Origin of the sequence: Jeotgalibaca caeni, assembly GCF_028863945.1 — a bacterium.
Classification (GTDB): domain Bacteria; phylum Bacillota; class Bacilli; order Lactobacillales; family Aerococcaceae; genus Jeotgalibaca; species Jeotgalibaca caeni.
On record NZ_JARBEA010000031.1, the window covers coordinates 1 to 20,225 of the forward strand.

The following is a 20,225-nucleotide window of genomic DNA, read 5'->3' on the forward strand; positions in this document are numbered from 1 at the left end:
ATACAATGATAAAAAAGTATAAACCAACGGTTTTCCTAAATTAATAAGGAAAATTTAGAAGTATGAATAATTCAGGTGTTACTTTATTTGGCTAACTTCCTACGAGTAGATGTGAACATATTAAAATATTATAGTGACTCACCATAAACAAAGTGTTATAATAAGTCAATGAAATGAATCAAATGTTTATTTTTTAGATATTTCTCGAAAAAAGACGTTGAGGCAATTCCATAAGAAAGTATTTTCATTTTACTCAGTTTCCGTCATTTGATACCACAGACCTGTGTTCATACATATGAACGAACATTCACTTTATTGAGAGCGATTATTGAATAAGTGCAATTTTGTTTATTTTTTTTGTGTAATTATACATAAATTACTTTACAAATTTTCATTTTGCTATATGATTAGAGTACTGTCAAAAAACGCCTTCTTTGGCTTCTGCGTAGCGGCCGGCCAAGACGTATTATTTAATTAAAAAAGGGGGACCTACATGTATACGATGTCCAATATCAAAAACTTATCCCTAAAAATCGTTTCTGCAGAAAAAAACACCGTGACGAAAAATCAAACCACTTCCTTCCAAAAATATCCATATGTGAAGCTCATCTTCATTAACAATGGTGAGGCAACGCTGACGTTTAAGGATACAGCAGAGAAGGTAGCGAAGCATCAAATTATTTTAATCAATCCGAATGTAGAATACTATTGGGAATTAGTTTCTGATCAAGCATTGGAAATCACAGAAGTAGGTGTTCACGGCCTCGAGTTTTCTCATGTTGGCGAGTCAGAGAGTGAGTTCACTTATTACAAAAATAGTGAAGTTCAAGCTGATAACTCTTTATTCATGGATCTTTTACTAAAAACAATGGTTGAGAAAAAACCTGGTGCGGAAGAAATCGGAAAACGTTATATCGAAATTATTTTAATTCAATTGTTACGTAAAGAAGAATTTTCCATTCGCAATTCCTTGAATAAGAAAAACCATAAAGAAATCCAAGTTGTGAAGAACTTTATGAAAGTGAATTACCACAAAAATATTACCTTGGACGACTTGGTAGAGCTTGTTCATATTAACAAGTTTTACTTGATTCGTATCTTCAAACAAGAAGTGGGCATGTCCCCAATCGATTACTTAATCCACATACGTATCGACGAAGCACAAAAAATGTTACGTAACACCAATATTGCTATCGCTGATATCGCACACTTAGTTGGATTCCAATCTCCATCTCACTTCTCAAAAACATTCCGGGAATTGTCAAACATGACTCCTTCCCAATACCGCCGTCAAGGGAATATCCCTCCGGCACCACCACAAGGATCATAAAGAAAAGGAGCTCTCCATTTTGGAGGCTCCTTTTTTGTTAGATTTTTTTCTGCATATGGTCATATGGGTGGTCGGCCAGTACCCGCTCCCCTACTCGGACAAAACCAAGTTGTTCGTACAAGGTACGCGCCCGTTTATTGTCCTGCTCGCAGTTCAGCCCCATAACGGTTTCTCCTTGCTCCTTTACAAAAGGCGGGAGTGCCTGGATTAACTTTTTAGCAATTCCTTTGCGGCGATGGTTGGGATGAGTGACTAAGGAATCCAAGTACCATTCTCCCTCTTCTGTCTCGCGGTCCGGATAGAAAGCAATTTCTGGCGCCAACCCGTATGCTGCAAGCTTCGCTTGAATCGGTTCGCTTAAGACTTCTTCCAACTCCCCCTTGTACCCAAAGCAGCAACCAGCAATTTCTCCATTTTCTTCATATACCAGACCATTGCGGTAGCTATAACGGCTCTCCTCTTCCTCCATACTTTCTACAAATAATCTCTTCAAATCAGATGGCGGCACCATTTCTAACACAGGCAGCTCCATATCTCGAAAAATCTCCAGCAATAAATCATACAACGCAGGACAATCTTCTTTCTTTGCACGACGAATCATCTACCTCATCCTTTCTCCTCTCTATTATGACAAAAATAGTGGAAAAAGGAATAGAATGTGTACTTTATGTAGGAAAGGAGTGATGCAGAGTGTTTATTTTTGACCGCCAAAAACCGCCTACCCTACTCGTCATGGAATCTTTGTCACACCGAATGATGATAAGTGGAAAGCATGAGGAGTATTTGTATTATCTACAAAAGGGGCATGCAGCCGAGGTGGCTTACGATGGGCAACTCGAAGAAATCGGCAATCAAGTAGTCATATTTCCTGGAATTTTACTACAGCCACGGCTAGCAAATCCGTTTCAGTGGGACACCATTATTCTAGCCGGATCTATTTTTTACTTGTATGAGATAAAAAGTTTTAGCGGGGAGTATTGCTATGGTGAAGAAACTTGGCTATCTAGCACCGGTTTTGAGATTAGTAATCCGCACATTCAGATGCAAGATAACAAAAACCGTTTCACCAGTCTCTTACGAGAACTCGGCTATGGAAAGGAATTTCAGGTAAAAGCTTACCCTACATTCGTCGAACCAAATTTCACTTTATTCCATGCACCTAACGATCAGCCGCTCTTACTGCCCAGCCAGTTGAAACATCATTTTGCTGATTTGAAAAAAGGAGCTACACCATTCACCACTCGTCACCATCAAGTAGTAGCCGATTTGTTGGCACATCAACGAGTAGAAAAAGTTTTCCGCGATCATGTACCCGTTTACGATTTCAAAAGTTTGCGCAAAGGAGTTCGCTGTCCCGTTTGCGGCTCGTTTGAACTGGGACAAAGGAGGCAAACGTACCTTTGTGCAAAATGTGGACATAAGGACACCATTTTCTCCTTACTTTATTTTCACATTAACGAGGTAAGCCTGTTATTTCCGAACGAAAAAGTGACGAGTAAGTTATTAAACCATTGGTGCGGAGGTATTTACCACCAGCGTAGGCTTAAACGGGCTCTGAATAAGTTTTATCAAGGTGATTAAATTTCATTTTGGACAAGTCGAGGGCTTTTACGTGCCTCACTTGTCCACTTTTTCTTATTTCGGACAAGTGAGGGTCTTGCAATGGAGTCACTTGTCCAAAAATAAGATTATTGGACAAGTGAACTGTTTTTCCACCTTTCACTTGTCCAATTTGAATCTCCACACCCGGTCTGCTATGCTTACTGGTGGAGGTTAGACAAATGAATATAACAATGAAAAAGCCTTTTATCTGGATTCCCGCTGCTCTTTTTTGTGCTTTGTTATGGGGAAGTGCCTTTCCCGCTGTAAAATCTGGTTACGAACTATTCCAAGTAGACACCACACACGTGTTTTCTATTCTCGTTTTTGCTGGGTTTCGTTTTACCTTGGCTGGGTTATTAACCTTGCTGATGGCTGTTTTATTTTTGAAAAAAATACCCCGAGTAGAAAAAAGTGAGCGCAAAGGAATCGTGCTTCTCGGACTCGTTCAGACAACCTTGCAGTACACATTCTTCTATATTGCTCTATCCAATACGACTGGTGTGAACGGTTCAATTCTGAGCGCCACGAGCGGCTTCATTGCGGTAGTTTTTGCGGCTCTCTATTATAAAAATGACCGGCTGACGATGGGTAAAGTGGTTGGCTGTGTCATAGGGCTGGTTGGGATTATCTTGTTGAACTTAGGCGAAGGGGAGATTTCTACCAACTTCAGTATGTTTGGTGAAGGGTTCATGCTTCTCTCAGCAGCACTTTCTGGATTGGGTACCTTAATGAGTAAAGAATTGACTGGAAAAACTCATCCCTTTGCAGTTTCTGGTTACCAACTTTTCCTTGGAGGAGCTGTTTTGTCTATTATCGGTTTGTTAGGCGGCGGGCGTTTAACGCCAACTGGTCCAGAAGCCTACTTGCTTTTATTATACCTTGCTTTATTATCATGTTTGGCGTTTGGCATTTGGACGATTCTCTTGAAGTATCATCAAATGTCTAAAATAAGTATTTTCAAAGCGATGATCCCGGTATTCGGTTCTTTCCTTTCCGTTGTATTTTTAGGAGAGCCCCTTCATCCATCCGCACTTTTTTCTTTACTGCTGATTGTGGCCGGTATTGTTGTGTTAAACCGTTGGAAAACAAGCGCCACTTAAAAGCACACAAAAAGGCTAGGGATCCTAGCCTTTTTTGCGTTTCATCATCTGTTCCACCACTTGATACGCGTGGTCTCGAATCATACCAGCTGTATTGTTTCCAAACTGTAGACCATGAATAAGTTGGCCATGTGCGTATAAATTTGCAATTACACCGTATCGTTGGCTCACCACTGTAGAGTCCGGCCAAATTACTTGAATTCCGCCGAACGCTTCCGGTTGGAACAATCGGGTGTTGAGCCCATGATTAATCAAGTCATCTTGGTAGGTGGAAATCGCTACTTCTTTCATCTGTCCGGTTGCATTCAATAAATAGTCAACCTCGACCTCTTCCTCGGCTTCAAATGAAACGGAAAATCCTGTGGCAGAGGTTGTCACAGACTTCATCCCGCTGTGGACACGGATCTCTCCTTTTTGCCAATGTGCAATTAATTCTGCTGTTGTACTACGGGGAAGTGGGCTGCGGAACGTTTCAAACAAGGTTTGGTAGCGGCTCATGAATGTTTGCTTGTCCATTTCCGTTAATGCTAACCAGAAATCTGGCAGAATCGAATCCATTTCGTGTAGGATTGCTTGAAAAATACCCAAATCTCGTTCGTCAAGCAACTGGTTTTCCAGTTGTTCTTTGGTTCCTTGGCCAAACTGTTTTACGAGGCGTTTCCAATCTACTTTCTTCTCGCTACATTCCAGTTTGAACCATTCCAGTATTTTCGTAAGCGGTACGAATCCTCCTTGCTTCTCCTCTTCCAAACGCTCTTTCGTTACATACTGAAGTGATATTTTTGGTTCTTCTCCGCGTAAGGTAGAAAAGGTACCTGTTTCTGACACAAAGTGAAGCTGAATATTTTTTCGGTGATGATCAAAGAAACGCATCATGTCAATCGCGCTTAGTCCACTACCGATGATTCCTACACGCGCACCATTTGGGATTTCCTTTAATTTTTCCTGTGCAGGATAAGGATGATGGATGTAGTGAGGGTGACCGATTAACTGATACGGGTCTTTGTAAGGGAGATGTCCCGTGCATAGATGAACGATATCAAAGGTATCTGCTTGTGAAGCAGTTTTTACTTCTAGCCGTCCATCGTTTTCCACTTGCATCTGAATCACGCGCTCTTTTACAACAGTGGGTTCGACCAACTCCATTGCCCTTGCAAGGTGTTCCCTCATATACTGTCCAAACCATGCCCGCGGTACGTGCTCGCTCCCTGCTCGCTGGACACCCTTCTCCCTTTCCACCCATCTAGCAAACTCATCTGAATCATTGGAATTCATACTCATTGTTTCGGCAGCCTGGTTCAGCAATAAAACGGACGTGTCAGGCTGATACGGCAATCCCGTTCCAAAGGTCTGAGGAGTATCGTAGAGGACCACTTCATTTCCCTCATATGCTTTTCTTTCAGCTATTGCTTGAAGCACACTGACTCCTGCAACACCCATTCCGATAATAGCGATCTTCATTCTACGTTATTTCCCCTCTTTCCCATTTCATTCGGTATTCAATTTCATTCGTTGGTTCATCAACACATTCTTCTATCATTAAAAAGTGATGCTTTTGGTAAAAAGAAAGAGCATTTTTATTTTTCGCATATACGGAAAGAGCAATCGTTTCTTGGTGTGCTTGAACAAAACGAAGCAGCTGTTGCCCATACCCTTGCTGTTGATAGCGTGGATCAATAAATAAAGCTGCCAGTTCCTCTCCCATCATCGACAGGAATCCAACAATTTCTCCCTCGTCTTCAATGACTGTATTCTGGGACAGCGGTAAGTACAATCCTCTCATCACGCCGACGTTTTCTTCCCAGTAACTTGAATCAATAAACGAATGCGATTGGCGTGAGGCATCCAGCCAAATCTCAATCAACCGGTCGAGTTCTTCTTCTCTTGCTTCTCTTATTTCCATACATCCCATCCTCTCCGTTTCGTTTCCTATTGTACAAAATAAAAAGAGGATAAGCCACTACAGCTGATCCTCTAGAAATGAGACTATTTGAAAAAGACACTCTTGGAAACGGACTCGATAAAGGCCATGAGCTTGATTCTTTTTCTCCTTTTCCTCATTCTATTCATCTCCTTGCTTCCCAAACCCCAAGCGTCTCTTGGAATTTTCAAGCATAGGGTACCTTCTGCTTCTGGGGGAAGTCAAGTAGATTTTGCTATAATAGAAATTTGGAGCCTTCCTGTCTATTCCGTAAGGGAAGTGTACGCCGACCATACTTTCTCTAAAAACAGTTCGCTTCTTTCTTGAATAACGACATCAAACCGATTCATCCGCGGTACAGCTGTCTGGTTAATCAAAATGGATGCTCTTCCTTGAAATTCATCCACAAAACTAGCTGCGGGCATGACTTGAAGGCTGGTTCCAATCACAAACAACACATCAGCTTGCTGGATTGCCTGCACAGCATCCCAAATAATCTGTTGGTTGAGCGGATCACCATACAGCACAATATCGGGACGAACTCGATTTTGGTTCGCGTCTACTGCGATCCCTTTTTCATCCCACTGCACTTCTTTCGCGTCCACTGGCTGATTGGTCTGCAAGGAATGCCATTTTGTTGCATTCCCGTGTAGCGGATACACCTTTTTGTTTCCGGCAGATTCATGTAAGTTGTCGATGTTTTGCGTTACGATTGCTACGTCTTTTCCTGCTTCTTCCAGCATCCGAAAGAAACGGTGATTCACATTCGGTCTAGCATCAGGAAAATCCAGCGTTCTCCGGTAATTTTCGAAAAATAATTCGGGATAGCGTTCGAAAAAAGGAACACTGAGAGCTTCCTCGCCAGAATATTGTCTGCCCGTCAATTGGTCAAAAATCCCGCCACTCGATCGGAAATCTGGAATTCCAGAAGCTGTACTCACACCGGCTCCTGTAAAGGCCACAATTCGTTCCGCATCTCGCAGCAACTGTGCTACTTCTCTTACGTGATTCATTTCTTCGTTTCCTCTCCTTCACACCATTTCTTCAAATTTATCAGCGTTTCCTTTAACCCTTCTTCGTGGATTGACTTTTCGATTGCCTCTGGAATATTTTCACACACCACACTCACTTCCGTTCCCTTTTCTCTGGCCCGTAAGCTCCAGGTCATGCTCATCTTGCCTGTTAAGTTGGGTTCCGCTGTGATAAATTCGGTTTCCCATACCATTCGTTCGTCTCGAACCAACTTTTGAATCGTACCGCGCGTAACATCCAGGTTGTCTCTTGTTTTTCCAGCTGATTGAAATGCCGGTTCTTCATAAGACAGGCTGATTGGGAACGTTCCACCTTCAAAAGGTTCAAAATAATCTACGCTTCCTGTCATCCCTTTCGGCGGGAGCCATGCTGCAATTGCTTCAGGATTAAGAAGAGCTTGATAAATAAGCATCGGCTTCGCCTTTATAATGACCTTGGCGGTATCCATTCTTGCTTGAAACATTTTCTCTCCTCCTCTAAAAAACCACTTTCTTCCTTTAGTATAAAGGGAAAAAGTGGTTGAGTTGACTATTATGCCTTACTTTTTGACATGAGAAACTATTTTTACTTCATAAGGCTGTAAGGAAACTTCACCTGAAATCGATTCTTTCGTTTGATAGTCGGTGACTTCTGCTTCAATGACAACGGTTTGTTTTTCTTCTGCAAAGTTCATCAAAAAGACGATGTACGTCCCCTCATCCACTTGACGACCTTGAACGGAAACGCCTCGGCCATGGGTAACAGGCAAGACACTCTCGATCGCCCGTTCTTCTATTAAAGCAGCATAAAAATCACGCTGGAAATCGGCTTCTAACCGTGCGCCGATGAAATAGGCTTGCCCTTTCCCATAAGAATGTCTGGTTACGGCTCGTGTTCCGGCATAAAAATCGGCTTCGTAGTTGCCCAATACTTCTGCTCCCGTTAAGGAAAGAATGGTTGCATAATCGTTCACTTCATAGGTCTTGTCTTGGTAAGTGACTGCGTTTCGGTCATTCGGGTAGTACGTATCCGTTTCAAGCGGACTCACGCCAAATACTTCTTGGAGCGCTGCCGGCCATCCGCCGAGATAAGCCAAATCGTGTTCATCCACAATTCCACTGATGTACGTCGTAACGACCGTGCCTCCTTGTTCGACATAATCCGTAATTCGATCAATCGTAGCTTCATCCATGAGATACAGCATCGGCAGAATCACCACTTCGTATTTTGAGAAGTCGTGTTCCTTTGTAATCACATCTACAGGGATATCTTGTTCCCAGAACGGACGATAGTGCTCTTGCACCGTTTGCGGATACCGTTTTGTTTCTCGACTGTACCCTTGTGCGTGATTCAATGCCCAGTTATTCTCCCAGTCATAGACTAGAGCAACCTTTGCCGGGCGCAAGCTTCCAGCCACTTCTGCCAATCCTGCTAAGGTTTCCCCAACTTGTTTCACATCTTGGAAGACGCGGTTTTCTTTATCGCCGTCATGGTCTACCACTGCCCCGTGGAATTTCTCTGATGAACCGCGAGATTTGCGCCACTGGAAATACATGATGCTATCCGCACCATGGGCAACCATTTGCATAGCCGACAATTGATGCATGCCGGGACGTTTTGCTTTATTAACCGGATGCCAGTTTACGCCGCTTGGTGTTGATTCTAATAAAAGGAAGGGTTGATTCTTCAAACTGCGGTATAGATCATCGATAAAACCGACTTTCATTGCCAATTCAGCTGTACTTTCCCAATCATTATGCCACGCAGGGTACGCATCCCAGCTGATTACGTCAACTTCCTTAGCAAATTTACTGTAATCCAGGCTTTGGAATGGCTTTAAGTCATTTCCATCTGCCATAAAGTTTGTGGTGACCGGCACATCTGGCGTCACTTCCCGTAGTGGCGCAATTTCATTGCGATAAAAGTCAATCGTTTGATGCGTAACGAAACGATGCCAATCCAAGTTCAAGCCATGAACAGCACTCTCGCCAATAGGAGATGGAGATTCAATCTGTGACCAATCCGAGAAGGTATGGCTCCAGAACGGCCCCCACCACGCATGATTTAATTCGGCTAAATGATGATGATAGCGTTCCTTCAACCAATCACGAAACGCTTCTTGGCACAAATCACAGTGACAATCACCGCTATATTCGTTTGATACATGCCACATCAATAGAGCAGGGTGATCCTTGTAGCGTTCTGCCAACAAGCGATTCATTTTTTGAGTCTTTTCTCGGTAGACAGGCGAGGTGAAACAATGGTTGTGTCTGCCGCCATGCAGCATTTTTTGACGTCTTTCATTCACGCGCAAGACTTCCGGGTATTTTTGCGATAGCCAAGCTGGCCGTGCGCCACTTGGGGTTGCTAGTAATACCTTGCTGCCCTTAGCCGCCAAATCATCCAAGATTTTATCCAACCATTCAAATTGATACGTGCCTTCTTCTGGTTCCAACGTACTCCAAGCAAAAATCCCGACAGAGAAAGCATTCGCAGACGCTTCTTCCATCAGCTCTAAATCTTGCTCTAAAATTTCTGGATAGTCGAGCCATTGATCAGGGTTATAATCTCCTCCATGCAATAAGTAATGTGCCTTGGTTACATATTTCTTTTCCATTAACGGACATCCCTTCTTTCTTATTGTTAGCCTTTTCATCTGAAGCTATGAAAAAGTTCTAGCGTTTATTTAATTCTATTACAACTTCTCGGTAAAGGACATATCGTTCATACAGATGATGATAAAGGGTCTTCCTCACTTCTTCTACTTGAATTTGTTGCGAGAATTCTTCCTTTACGGTTTGATTTTCTGCTACCAGCACAGCCCCTAAGCAAGAGCTCTCAGGAGACTCTGAAATCGTAAGGGGGACGCCGAAAATATCTGCTGCCAGCTGTGCCCACTCCTTCGACTGCAGGAAACCGCCGGATGCTTTGATAGCTGTAGTCGAACCACCTGCTTCTTCCAGAATTTCGAGCACTTCTCTCATATTAAACAAAATCCCTTCTAACGTTGCACGAATGAGATGTTCTTTTTTATGAAAGGCACTTAGCCCATGATAGGTGCCGCGCAAGTTTCCATCCCAAAATGGTGCGCGTTCGCCGTTCACATAGGGGAAGAAAAACAGCCCGTCTGCACCCGGTACAACGGAAGTGAAGGCCTGAGGAATCGCTTGGTAGATGCGGTTGCTCTCTTCATATAAGAGGTCATTCAGCCATTGAATTACGTTTCCGCCATTGTTGACAGCTCCTCCAATTACCCATTTCCCTGGCGACAAGTAATAGCAGAAAGTTCGACCTTCTTCATCGAGGAGCGGTTGGTCAACGGTCATCCGCAAGGCTCCGCTTGTTCCAATCGTCAAAGCCACTTCGCCGAATCCAGAGGCACCTGAGCCAAGATTAGCTAAGCAGCCGTCACTCGCACCGATGATTAATTTGGTCCGTTCGGATAATCCCAATGACTGAGCAGAAGGAAGTTCGTATGCCGTTGTTACATCAACCGGTTCAGAAAGTTGGTCTGGCTTAATTCCTACTTCAGCTAATATCGCTTCATCCCAAGCCAACTGATGAATGTTGAATAACCCGGTTGCGGAAGCAATGGAGTAATCTACTACATACTGCCCGATTAATTGATAGAATACAAATTCTTTAATACCGATAAACTTAGCAGCACGATCTACTAAATCCGTTTCTTTTTTTAACCATAATAGTTTCGCAAACGGACTCATCGGGTGAACCGGCGTGCCTGTTTTTTGGTAATAGGAGAGCCAGTCTCCTTTTTCCTTCAACGCTTCTACTTGCGACAACGCACGGTTATCCGACCAGATCAAGACATTCGTTAACGGAATGCCGGATTCATCTACGGCAATGACTGCATGCATCGCACTGGAAAAAGATAGAAAAGCTACTTCATCCCCTTTTTGCAGCGAAGTGGTTACCTGTTGGATAACTTGTTTGAAAGCCGCGAAGATTTCCAGCGGATTTTGTTCTGCTCGTTCAGGCGTTGGTCGATACGTCGAGTAGCCAGCACTTGCTTCCGCTTGAATATTATTTTCCTCATCATACAAGATTGCTTTGGTACTCGTGGTGCCGATATCGACGCCGATTCTGTAGTTCATTTAATCGCCCTTTCTTACCGGAATGGCATGTCCTCCAAACTCATTACGCAAGGAAGCAATAACCTTTTCCCCATACTTTTCTTGATCAGAAGAAGCGAAACGCACCATCAAGGCTTGCGTAATCACTGGCATCGCCACTTGTTTCTTCAATGCCTCTTCTACGGTCCAGCGTCCTTCACCAGAAGAAGGGATGACGCCTTCCAAGTCGCTCATTTCTGCATCTTTTTTGAGCAGTGACTCGGTCAGTTCCATCAACCAACTGCGGATAACAGAGCCATGATTCCACACGCTCGCTACTTTTTCTAAATCATAGGGATATTCACTATGATACAACAAATTAAAGCCTTCTCCAATTGCTTGCATCATACCATATTCGATGCCGTTATGGACCATCTTCAAATAATGGCCACTGCCGCTTTCACCAGCATATAGATACCCATTGGGAACATTTACTGCTGCAAAAATCGGTTCTACCTCGGCAAAGCGAGCCGCATCGCCGCCAATCATCATACAAGCACCCTTTCGCGCTCCACTCATCCCACCTGAAGTGCCGATATCAAAAAAAGCAACTTCCTTTTGTGCGGCTTGCTGGTAGCGTCGTTTGGAATCTTCAAAATGAGCATTGCCGCCATCCATCAAAATGTCGCCCGGTTGTAAATGATTCAACGCCTCTAAAAAGACGGATTCGGTTGCCTCACCGGCTGGCAGCATCAACCAGATTATTTTTTTCTCCTTGCCAAGTTGAGCAATCAGTTCCCCTACCGTGTCATGAAAAGTCGCTCCCACTTGTTCAGTGGCAGCTCGCAACTCTATATTTACGTCATGAGCAACCACTTCAATATGGTGATCCAACAAGTTCTCCATCAAATGAAATCCCATTTTCCCTAATCCAATTAATCCTATTTTCATGATTTCCCTCCATTAAAATAGAGGCTGAGACAAATGTCCAGCCTCTTTTCTGTATACGAATATTTGCCTCTTAAACGTGCTTCAAAAGGCAGACCCGACGTCACTTTGTCATGATTGTTGCTGCTTTAGCAGCTTACAAGCATGATACACTTAGGCGTCAGCCCACAGTGCTTCCTAAATCATGCTCAGATGGTCTACGACCATCCTGCGCTTATTCGTTCCAGTTGCCATAGCCGTTGCAGCTTTAGCTGCTTACGGATATGGTATGCGTTAGAAGATTCGGGTCTAAGCGCCTTTTGGACCACTCTCTTTTCTTTGTATTACTTCAATTCTGGCCAGAAGTCTCCATTGACTTCAATGAGATCATCCAATAATTCTTTCGCTACTTTTGCGCTTGGGACGGTCTTAGAAAGAGTCAATGCTTGCCACATTTTTTGATAGCTACCTTCAATGAACGCTTCAACGGTCATTTTTTCAACCATGACTTGCTGATACATCAATGTTTGATGGAAAGCAGGAATCCTTCCTTGGGCCAATGGTTCCGGTCCGTCGCTACCGACGATACAAGGCACTTCTACCATCGCATCATCTGGGAAATTAGCGATTGCGCCATTGTTTTCGACAATCATTACCATGCGTTCATGGGTATTGAAGGCAATTGCGCGAGCTAGGTCAACGATAAAGCTGGCGTGGCTGTCAATGTGGAAGTCACTATTTTCAGCGGTGCCATTTGCAACAATCTTCCGGGCTGCATCGAATACGGTTTTCTCACGGCCAGCCATCACTTCGTTTGCACGGGTATAATCGGCGTTGGAATGTGCTACTTCCTCATCCGGGAACAGGTAATACTTCAAGTAGGTATTCGGTAAGAAACGGTTGTCCACTTCGAGTAAGTCTTTTGCTTTTTTGTGGGTCGCTTGCCAACTCTCATCCATGTGTTGCGTATCCACTTCCACTTGAGTCAAGTAGCCATTTTCAGCAACATAATCGCGAATCTGATCGATGTACTCGTTCCCTTCCTTGTCCTTCACACTCGTCCACCAACCAAAGTGATTCAAGCCGAAGTAACGTACATCTAGTTCTTTTGGTTGTTTGCCGATAATTTGCGACATCCGGCGTAGCGTTCCAACCGGCATATCACAGATGTTCAATACTTTGGAATTCGGACGCAGAACCCGACAAGCTTCCGCTACGATTGCAGCTGGATTTGAATAGTTCAGCATCCAGCAATTCGGCGAGTACCGTTCCATGTGATCGATGATTTCCATCATTCCGCTAATGCTGCGCATCCCGTAGGCCAATCCTCCTGGTCCACACGTTTCTTGACCGATGACCCCATGCTTCAACGGGATCTTCTCATCCTGCTCACGCATCGCGTATTTCCCTACTCGGATATGCGCCATACAGAAGTCCGTATCTGTGAAAGCCACTTCTGGATCGGTTGTGTAGAGAAACTCCACATCGGGAGCTTGTTCTTTTAATAAAATGGCCAGTGCTTCACCCAACACGCCTTGACGTTCTGCATCGTTGTCGTACAGGCGCAAGGAGCGTAACGGGAAACGGTCTTTATTATCCAAAAGCATCATGACGATTCCGGGCGTAAAGGTACTTCCCCCACCGGCTATGACAACTGAAAACTTCTTCATAAACTAATCTCTCCTCACTTATTCGTTGGTAACATTACCCAAATAGTCGTCGACTGATTTTCTGACTTGTGTAACATTCAACCCGTAAACCACTTGGACATTCTCGCCCTTTGTGATGACGCCACTTGCGCCGGTTTCATTCTTCAAGACTGCTTCATTTACTTTTGTTGGATCCTCCAACGTAACCCGTAATCGGGTGTAACAGTTTTCTACGGTTTTGATATTTTCTTTTCCACCTAGGGCAGCCACAATCACATCCGCGTTTCCGTCTAGCGGCGACTCCTCAATGGCAGTATTTGGTGAACTTGCTTTTACTTTTTCTTTGTATTCGGCTTTCGAGTAGAGTTTAACTTCCCCTTCTTCACGGCCAATCGTCTTCAAATCCCACAGTTTAATCAATGCTCGGAAAATCCCATAGTAGAGGGCGAAGAAGACAACTCCGACAGCCAAGTACATCGGCCATCCGGTTTTCTCGATTCCTAATGGCACGTTGTACAACAAGAAGTCAATGAATCCGTTTGGCCCGATGGCACGTACATTGAACAAGTTCAAGACCACCATACTCAACCCGCTCAAAGCGCTATGAATAACGAATAAAATTGGTGAAATAAACATGAACGAAAACTCAATCGGTTCCGTTACACCCGCAACAAAGGACGTGAACGCTGCCGGAATCAGGATGGCTTTCGCACGAGCTTTATTTTCTGGTTTCGCAGTATGATACATCGCCAAACAGGCACCGATCAAACCAAACATTTTTGAAATCCCACGTGCATCCCAGATGACGCTCGGTGACAAGACGCTGACGTTCGGGTCGGCAATCTCCGCAAAGTAGATATTCCGTGCCCCTTCCAATAGTTGACCTCCCACTTCTTCTACGCCACCTAGTGAGGTGTAGAGGAACGGTGTATAAACCAAGTGGTGCAAGCCGGTTGGAATCAAGAGACGTTCGAGCGACCCATATAGGAACAAGCCGAAGTTGCCACTTTGGTTAATCCATTGACCGAGTTGATTGATACCGGTTTGGAAGAACGGCCAAATAAAGGAAAATAAAATCGCCAGTAAAACGAGAACGGGAATCAGTACAATGAAAACAAAACGAGAACCGCCATAAATTTGCAAGGCACCATTAAATTCCCGATCTGCATAGCGGTTATGAACATAGGCGGTCACACAACCTAAGATAATCCCAAGGAACACGCCCATATCAAGAATTTGGACCCCGAGCACCATCGTTTGACCGGTTCCTTGAAGGGATTCTGCTTCAATCAACGTACCGTTTAGCACCAAGAAACGATTCATCGCGTTGATGAAAACTAAGTAGCCGAGCACCGCAGTGAAAGCTGCCTCCGCCTTCTTCTTATTAGCGAGCCCAAGCGCAATCCCGACACTGAAAATAAGTCCTAAGTTGGTTAGAATGGAAACAAGTGAACCCGATAGAATTGTGCCGAATCCGGTAGTGATTGGATTATCGAAAATAGGAAACTGTTCAATCAAACGGGCATTCGTGAACAAGTTACCGACAGCAATTAGGATACCTGCAATAGGCAGAATTAAAACCGGTACGAACATTGCTTTAGAAAAACGCTGCAAGCCATTCATCATTTTTTCTTTCATGTTCTCTTCTCCTTTGGTTATTGTAGTTCCAGTGTAAGGGAAAAACCACAAGCTGAAAAGGGTTACAAAAGGTTTTAGCACCTGTTCCCTCCTTTGGGAACAGGTTTCATCTTATTGCTGATTTTGGTACTCTTTGATGATTTGTTCGAAAAGAAGGAGCACGTGCGCAAAGTAAGTATTTCCTTGAATGTTGCGGTCATCCAGCTTGTGTTCATCCGGAATTCGAAAAACAACATCTGCTAAACAAGCGGCTGCATTATCGATTTCATTGGTAAAAGTGACAATTGGAATGCCTTGATTTTTGAAATATTTCATTTTTTCAATGACTTGAGGGGTTTCGCCTGAACGAGTGACGGTTAGGAACATGCCAGCCATAGCTTGATTGCTTTCAAGTACGCCGATTGAATCTGTTCCGCTCGCGAAGAGCGCGCGTTTTCCATTTACGAGGAGTTTTTTGTACATGTACTCTGCAATAATGGCAGAAAATCCTGTTGCATAAATAAAAATATTCTTCTCTTGCATCTTGTTGACTAGCTGAAGGAAACGTTCTATTTCTTCTGTTGTTTCCTCCACTGAATGAGGAATTGTTCCTTGGACAAGTGGTTTCAAGTGATAGTACAAATCAATAAACCCGTTGTAGCCTAATTTTTTCGATAAGCGCATGACCGTAGCTGGAGAGGTGAAATTTTCACGTGCGACTGTCCGCACCCCTTTCTCTAGGACTGTATCCATATGCTTAATCATGTAGTGCAAAATGGATTCTTCTGTGTCTGTTAACTTTTTCCCTTGGATTAGTTTGGATAGATCGATCAATCGCCATTCCTCCTCCGCATACTTGTATCTTCATTATACCGTACAGGAACAAAATTTCCGCTATCGTAACAAGAGGAGCAACCTTGTTGCGGTAGCAAAAAAAACAACCTGCCAGCGCAACGAGATCTCTTTACTCGTTGCGCTAGCAGGCGGAAATGATTTCTTACCGTAACGAGTTTTAATAACTCGTTACGCTTTATAAAAGTTCGCGGCGCAATTGTTCCGCTGACTTCGGTGACAAATAAGCGGGTGCAATATCCAGCACAGACTTGGCACCATAGCTTCCTTCTTGGTATAACCGGTAAGCAGCGCGGACATATGCCAGTGCAGCTGCAGCTGTAAATTGGGGATTGCTGTCCAGTTCCAAGCTGAATTCATACACCGCACGATTGGTTGCATCGGTATTTCCCCGGCGCAGCACTCTTCCTCCATGTGGCATCGCCGTATGTTTCTCTTGGTACTCCGCTTCATCAATGAAGTGAACTTCCGTCTCATACTCGGCAAAGTAATCTTTCATCGTAGAAATCTGCTCAGTAATGACAGCCTCATCGGCACCTTCTTCTGGAACCACATAGCAGACACGTTTGTGGGAAGAAGTTTTGGTGTAGCTCACCTCTTCGCCTGTTTTAATGGCTTCAATCAAAGATTCGTTCGGAACGGTATATTGTACGCCCCATTTGACTCCCGATACACGGCGGATGGCATCACTATGCCCTTGGCTGACGCCAGTACCCCAGAAGGTGTAGGTATCGCCTTTTGGCAGGACTGCTTCAGCGACCAAGCGGTTCAAGGAAAACAAACCGGGATCCCAACCCGTGGCAATCACACCGACACGTTGATGTTCTCTAGCAATTGCATCGATTTGGTCGAAGTGAGCCGGAATTTCAGCATGGTTGTCATAACTATTGACGGTATTGAAGTCGGCTTGTAAGAGGGGAGCTTGTTCCGGAATATCGGTTGCGGACCCTCCGCATAAAACGAGCACGTCTATCTTTTCTTTGAAGTTGACTAAATCATCCATATGGAAAACAGGCGCGTCACTCGCTACTTGTTCTGGATTCCGGCGGGTAAAAATACCAACTAGCTCCATATCTTCGTGATAAGCCAATTCTGTTTCTACGCCTTTACCTAAGTTTCCGTATCCTACAATCCCAATTTTAATCATTTTCCTAACACCTCGCCCATCTGATAAAGTCCATTTTCTTTCGTTCCTAAAAATTCAGCTGCCTTCACAGCTCCGTTGGCAAATATTTTTTTTGATGAAGCAACGTGTTTGATTTCAATGACTTCATCTTCTCCAGCAAATACGACTGAGTGCTCGCCTACAATCGTGCCGCCACGAAGCGACGCTATCCCTACTTCGTCTGCCACTCGTCCTTCTGACAGGCCGGATCTACCGTCTACTTCACGCAAGGTACCGCCGCGGCCTTTATTGACGGCATCAAATAACATTTTCGCCGTACCGCTCGGTGCATCTTTCTTATAACGATGATGTTTTTCAATAATTTCGATATCAAAATCCGCTAACGCTTGTGCAACTTTTTCAGCTAAGAGTTCCATTACGTTTACTCCCATACTCAAGTTTCCGGAAAATAAAATCGGAATCTGAGCTGCTGCCGCTTCGATTTTTTCAATATTTTCTTCACTGTGCCCAGTGGAGGCAATCACGATGCCCACTTTGCGCTCCAGCGCAAATGCTAGTAGTGACGGCAAAGTTGTTGGAATCGAGAAATCAATAATCACATCTACCTCTTCCATTACCGCAGCTACATCTTGGTAAATCGGATAGGCTGCTTGCGGGTTTGTCTCATGTGCGAAGCCCGCTACAATCGTGTGCTCGCTTCCTTCGACCACTTGACTGACTACCGTTCCCATTTGCCCGGTTGCGCCGGCTAATAAGATTTTCATTGGCTCAGCTCCTTCCAAACGGTTTCTAAAGCTTGTTTTGTGGCGTCTTCTGCTTCATAGAGAGGCAAACGCAATCCCCCAGCAGGAAGCCTCATGATCGCAAGAGCTGCCTTAACCGGAATTGGATTTGTTTCTATAAAGAGTGCCTCAATAAGAGGCAAGTAGTCCAGTTGCAACTGAGTAGCCCTCGCTGCGTCTCCGTCCAGATACGCCGTTACCATTTCATGCACAGCTTTTGGCACCACATTAGCCGCTACGGAAATGACACCTACACCACCCGCTGAAAGTACCGGCACAATCATGTCATCGTTCCCCGAATAGATGGCGAACTCTGGTGGAGTGGAGCGGCGGACATGAGCCGTATATGCCAGATCTCCGGTCGCATCTTTTATTCCCACAATATTATCTATTTCAGCTAATGCTGCTACTGTTTCAACCGGAATCGGTACACCGGTCCGGCCTGGAACGGTATATAAAATGACGGGAACAGTCGCGTGTTCGGCAATCACCTTGAAATGCTCGTATAAACCACGTTTGCTGCTCTTGTTGTAATAAGGCGTCACAACGAGCAATCCATCTACGCCAAGCGCCGATACCTCAGCGCTAAAGGCAGCCGATTCAGCGGTATTGTTGGAGCCTGTTCCGGCAATGACCGGAACTCGATTGTTTACCACTTTGACCGTATGGCGAATCGTTGCAAGTTTTTCTTCTCGCGTTAAGGTAGAGGCCTCACCGGTAGTTCCATTGATAATAATGGCGTCCGTTTGATTCTCTAGCTGAAAGGCAATCAACTGCTCCAATCCTTCCAGATCCACATTTCCTGTTGCATCAAAAGGGGTCACAATTGCAACACCCGAGCCTTTAAATAACATGGGTTCCTCCTTCCATCCGCATGTCATTGCGGAGTAAATCTGCATAGGTTTCTCGTTTGACTGCCACTCGTGCTTCACCATTTTCTACAAAGACAACAGCTGGCCGAGGGATTCGGTTGTAATTGGAACTCATTGAATAATTATAAGCACCTGTTGACGGAATCACTAAGAGGTCTCCTGGAGCTGCTTTCGGTAGATCGACTTCTTTGATCAGTACGTCTCCTGATTCACAACATTTTCCAGCCACACGGTACGTTTGATGAATCGGTTCCTTCATTCGAGTCGCAATCGCGGCATCGTATTTCGCTTGATAGGTAATCGGCCGTGGATTATCCGTCATGCCCCCGTCGACAAATAGGTAGGGATGACCTACGATTGTTTCTTTGATACCGCCAATGGTGTACAAGGTAGAGCCACTGTTGTTGATGAGGGAGCGCCCCGGTTCAATGCTGATCACTTCAGGATGGATTCCCAATTCCTCCATTGTTGTCTCAATATGCTGAATGTATTGCGCTAAGAAGGTTGCTAACTCGAACGGCTGGTCTTCAGCAGTATAGTACACACCGAATCCACCGCCCAGGTTGATTTCGTTTAGTTCGATACCAAGCTCCTCTTCCACTTTTTTTGCATAGGCCAACATTTCGGAAGCTTCCTTGAAAAAGGACTCCGCTTCAAAAACTTGGGAGCCGATGTGACAATGGAAGCCGGCAAAGTCCAACCATTCTGAATGATGCATTTGTTCAACGAAGGGAATCGTCTGTTTATCGAAAATGCTGACACCGAACTTCGAATCGTGGTTGGTCGTTTGAATGTATTCATGAGTATGTGCTTCAATACCTGGGTTCACGCGCAACAGCACCCGGATTCTCCGTCCTTCCGCTTCTGCAATCTCCTGCAGCCACGTAAACTCATAGTCGTTGTCTACTACAAAGGTGCCTACTCCTGCCGCTACCGCCTCTTCCAACTCACTTGGCAATTTATTATTTCCATGGAAGTAAATCTTAGCCGGATCGACCCCGGCTTCGATAGCGGTATAGAGTTCCCCACCGCTGACAACGTCTAAGGACAATCCTTCTCTTGCAACAATTTGTGCCATATAAAGATTAGTGAATGCCTTCGAGGCATAAACAATATTCGTCTGGAACTTTTCGGAGGAAAAATGGGTAACAAAGGTCTGGATTCGGTCCGTCAAATCTTTTTGGTCCACCACATAGAGCGGTGAGCCATATGTTTGAACCAATTCGCTAGCGCGAATTCCTGCAATCGTCAGTTCTTGCTGCTCGATTGCCATGTTTCCTAATAATTTCATTTATTTTTCTTTCCTTTCGCTTCTCTGGGCCAGATACGACAAAAAAATCATGAGCAAAAGGCACCCATGATTTCC

General features: G+C 44.5%; 18 protein-coding genes. 3 read left to right on the forward strand and 15 right to left on the reverse strand.

The genetic code is table 11. The annotated features are described in order from the left end of the window. Positions 1–493: 493 nt before the first annotated feature. The gene (locus PVE40_RS07705) at positions 494–1,330 is read left to right on the forward strand and encodes an AraC family transcriptional regulator (protein ID WP_274731316.1); all 837 of its coding nucleotides are present in this window, start codon (positions 494–496) and stop codon (positions 1,328–1,330) included. Positions 1,331–1,367: 37 nt separating this feature from the next. On the opposite strand, the gene PVE40_RS07710 is transcribed toward PVE40_RS07705, so the two are convergent. Beyond that, positions 1,368–1,931: a GNAT family N-acetyltransferase gene (locus tag PVE40_RS07710; protein ID WP_274731317.1), complete on the reverse strand. Its 564-nt coding sequence runs from the start codon at positions 1,929–1,931 to the stop codon at positions 1,368–1,370. 89 nt (positions 1,932–2,020) lie between these two features. On the opposite strand from PVE40_RS07710, the gene PVE40_RS07715 reads away from it, so the two are divergent. After that, positions 2,021–2,911 (forward strand): nuclease-related domain-containing protein, encoded by an 891-nt coding sequence (locus tag PVE40_RS07715; protein WP_274731318.1) that lies wholly within the window; start codon positions 2,021–2,023, stop codon positions 2,909–2,911. A 200-nt stretch (positions 2,912–3,111) separates the two neighbouring features. Then, positions 3,112–4,032, forward strand: a complete 921-nt coding sequence (locus tag PVE40_RS07720; RefSeq protein ID WP_274731319.1) for a DMT family transporter — start codon at positions 3,112–3,114, stop codon at positions 4,030–4,032. A 24-nt stretch (positions 4,033–4,056) separates the two neighbouring features. On the opposite strand, the gene PVE40_RS07725 is transcribed toward PVE40_RS07720, so the two are convergent. The 14 genes from PVE40_RS07725 to lysA all read right to left on the reverse strand — a co-directional run bounded on the left by PVE40_RS07725 (position 4,057) and on the right by lysA (position 20,150). Further along, entirely contained in the window at positions 4,057–5,493 is a 1,437-nt protein-coding gene (locus tag PVE40_RS07725; protein WP_274731320.1) for an FAD/NAD(P)-binding protein, read from the reverse strand. A 1-nt stretch (position 5,494) separates the two neighbouring features. Next, entirely contained in the window at positions 5,495–5,935 is a 441-nt protein-coding gene (locus PVE40_RS07730; RefSeq protein WP_274731321.1) for an N-acetyltransferase, read from the reverse strand. Positions 5,936–6,216: 281 nt separating this feature from the next. Next, positions 6,217–6,966 carry an NAD-dependent protein deacylase gene (locus PVE40_RS07735; protein ID WP_274731322.1) on the reverse strand — a complete coding sequence of 250 codons (750 nt, stop codon included), beginning with the start codon at positions 6,964–6,966 and terminating at the stop codon, positions 6,217–6,219. Continuing rightward, positions 6,963–7,448, reverse strand: coding sequence for an SRPBCC domain-containing protein (locus PVE40_RS07740; RefSeq protein WP_274731323.1), 486 nt, complete (start codon positions 7,446–7,448; stop codon positions 6,963–6,965). Before PVE40_RS07740 ends, PVE40_RS07735 begins: the two co-directional genes overlap by 4 nt. A gap of 75 nt (positions 7,449–7,523) precedes the next feature. Further along, positions 7,524–9,581: a beta-galactosidase gene (locus PVE40_RS07745; protein WP_274731324.1), complete on the reverse strand. Its 2,058-nt coding sequence runs from the start codon at positions 9,579–9,581 to the stop codon at positions 7,524–7,526. 58 nt (positions 9,582–9,639) lie between these two features. Then, positions 9,640–11,076 (reverse strand): gluconokinase, encoded by a 1,437-nt coding sequence (locus PVE40_RS07750; RefSeq protein WP_274731325.1) that lies wholly within the window; start codon positions 11,074–11,076, stop codon positions 9,640–9,642. Continuing rightward, positions 11,077–11,985 (reverse strand): phosphogluconate dehydrogenase (NAD(+)-dependent, decarboxylating), encoded by a 909-nt coding sequence (gene gnd, locus PVE40_RS07755; protein ID WP_274731326.1) that lies wholly within the window; start codon positions 11,983–11,985, stop codon positions 11,077–11,079. Positions 11,986–12,305: 320 nt separating this feature from the next. Beyond that, positions 12,306–13,631 carry a 6-phospho-alpha-glucosidase gene (locus tag PVE40_RS07760; protein WP_274731327.1) on the reverse strand — a complete coding sequence of 442 codons (1,326 nt, stop codon included), beginning with the start codon at positions 13,629–13,631 and terminating at the stop codon, positions 12,306–12,308. 18 nt (positions 13,632–13,649) lie between these two features. Beyond that, complete coding sequence (locus PVE40_RS07765) at positions 13,650–15,248, reverse strand: PTS transporter subunit EIIC (RefSeq protein ID WP_274731329.1); 1,599 nt, start codon at positions 15,246–15,248, stop codon at positions 13,650–13,652. A gap of 111 nt (positions 15,249–15,359) precedes the next feature. Continuing rightward, entirely contained in the window at positions 15,360–16,061 is a 702-nt protein-coding gene (locus PVE40_RS07770) for a MurR/RpiR family transcriptional regulator (protein WP_274731330.1), read from the reverse strand. Positions 16,062–16,257: 196 nt separating this feature from the next. After that, entirely contained in the window at positions 16,258–17,226 is a 969-nt protein-coding gene (locus PVE40_RS07775; protein WP_274731331.1) for a diaminopimelate dehydrogenase, read from the reverse strand. Beyond that, complete coding sequence (dapB, locus tag PVE40_RS07780) at positions 17,223–17,969, reverse strand: 4-hydroxy-tetrahydrodipicolinate reductase (protein ID WP_274731332.1); 747 nt, start codon at positions 17,967–17,969, stop codon at positions 17,223–17,225. The genes PVE40_RS07775 and dapB overlap by 4 nt, the downstream gene beginning before the upstream one ends. After that, on the reverse strand, positions 17,966–18,841 hold the full coding sequence (gene dapA / locus PVE40_RS07785; RefSeq protein WP_274731333.1) for a 4-hydroxy-tetrahydrodipicolinate synthase: 876 nt from the start codon (positions 18,839–18,841) through the stop codon (positions 17,966–17,968). Before dapA ends, dapB begins: the two co-directional genes overlap by 4 nt. Then, complete coding sequence (lysA, locus tag PVE40_RS07790) at positions 18,831–20,150, reverse strand: diaminopimelate decarboxylase (protein ID WP_274731334.1); 1,320 nt, start codon at positions 20,148–20,150, stop codon at positions 18,831–18,833. The genes dapA and lysA overlap by 11 nt, the downstream gene beginning before the upstream one ends. Positions 20,151–20,225 lie beyond the last annotated feature (75 nt).

Coding starts and splice junctions, on each gene's coding strand:
- PVE40_RS07705 (WP_274731316.1), top strand. CDS start 494: ATGTATACGATGTCCAATATCAAAAACTTATCCCTAAAAATCGTTTCT.
- PVE40_RS07710 (WP_274731317.1), bottom strand. CDS start 1,931: ATGATTCGTCGTGCAAAGAAAGAAGATTGTCCTGCGTTGTATGATTTA.
- PVE40_RS07720 (WP_274731319.1), top strand. CDS start 3,112: ATGAATATAACAATGAAAAAGCCTTTTATCTGGATTCCCGCTGCTCTT.
- PVE40_RS07725 (WP_274731320.1), bottom strand. CDS start 5,493: ATGAAGATCGCTATTATCGGAATGGGTGTTGCAGGAGTCAGTGTGCTT.
- PVE40_RS07730 (WP_274731321.1), bottom strand. CDS start 5,935: ATGGAAATAAGAGAAGCAAGAGAAGAAGAACTCGACCGGTTGATTGAG.
- PVE40_RS07735 (WP_274731322.1), bottom strand. CDS start 6,966: ATGAATCACGTAAGAGAAGTAGCACAGTTGCTGCGAGATGCGGAACGA.
- PVE40_RS07740 (WP_274731323.1), bottom strand. CDS start 7,448: ATGTTTCAAGCAAGAATGGATACCGCCAAGGTCATTATAAAGGCGAAG.
- PVE40_RS07745 (WP_274731324.1), bottom strand. CDS start 9,581: ATGGAAAAGAAATATGTAACCAAGGCACATTACTTATTGCATGGAGGA.
- PVE40_RS07750 (WP_274731325.1), bottom strand. CDS start 11,076: ATGAACTACAGAATCGGCGTCGATATCGGCACCACGAGTACCAAAGCA.
- gnd (WP_274731326.1), bottom strand. CDS start 11,985: ATGAAAATAGGATTAATTGGATTAGGGAAAATGGGATTTCATTTGATG.
- PVE40_RS07760 (WP_274731327.1), bottom strand. CDS start 13,631: ATGAAGAAGTTTTCAGTTGTCATAGCCGGTGGGGGAAGTACCTTTACG.
- PVE40_RS07765 (WP_274731329.1), bottom strand. CDS start 15,248: ATGAAAGAAAAAATGATGAATGGCTTGCAGCGTTTTTCTAAAGCAATG.
- PVE40_RS07775 (WP_274731331.1), bottom strand. CDS start 17,226: ATGATTAAAATTGGGATTGTAGGATACGGAAACTTAGGTAAAGGCGTA.
- dapB (WP_274731332.1), bottom strand. CDS start 17,969: ATGAAAATCTTATTAGCCGGCGCAACCGGGCAAATGGGAACGGTAGTC.
- dapA (WP_274731333.1), bottom strand. CDS start 18,841: ATGTTATTTAAAGGCTCGGGTGTTGCAATTGTGACCCCTTTTGATGCA.
- lysA (WP_274731334.1), bottom strand. CDS start 20,150: ATGAAATTATTAGGAAACATGGCAATCGAGCAGCAAGAACTGACGATT.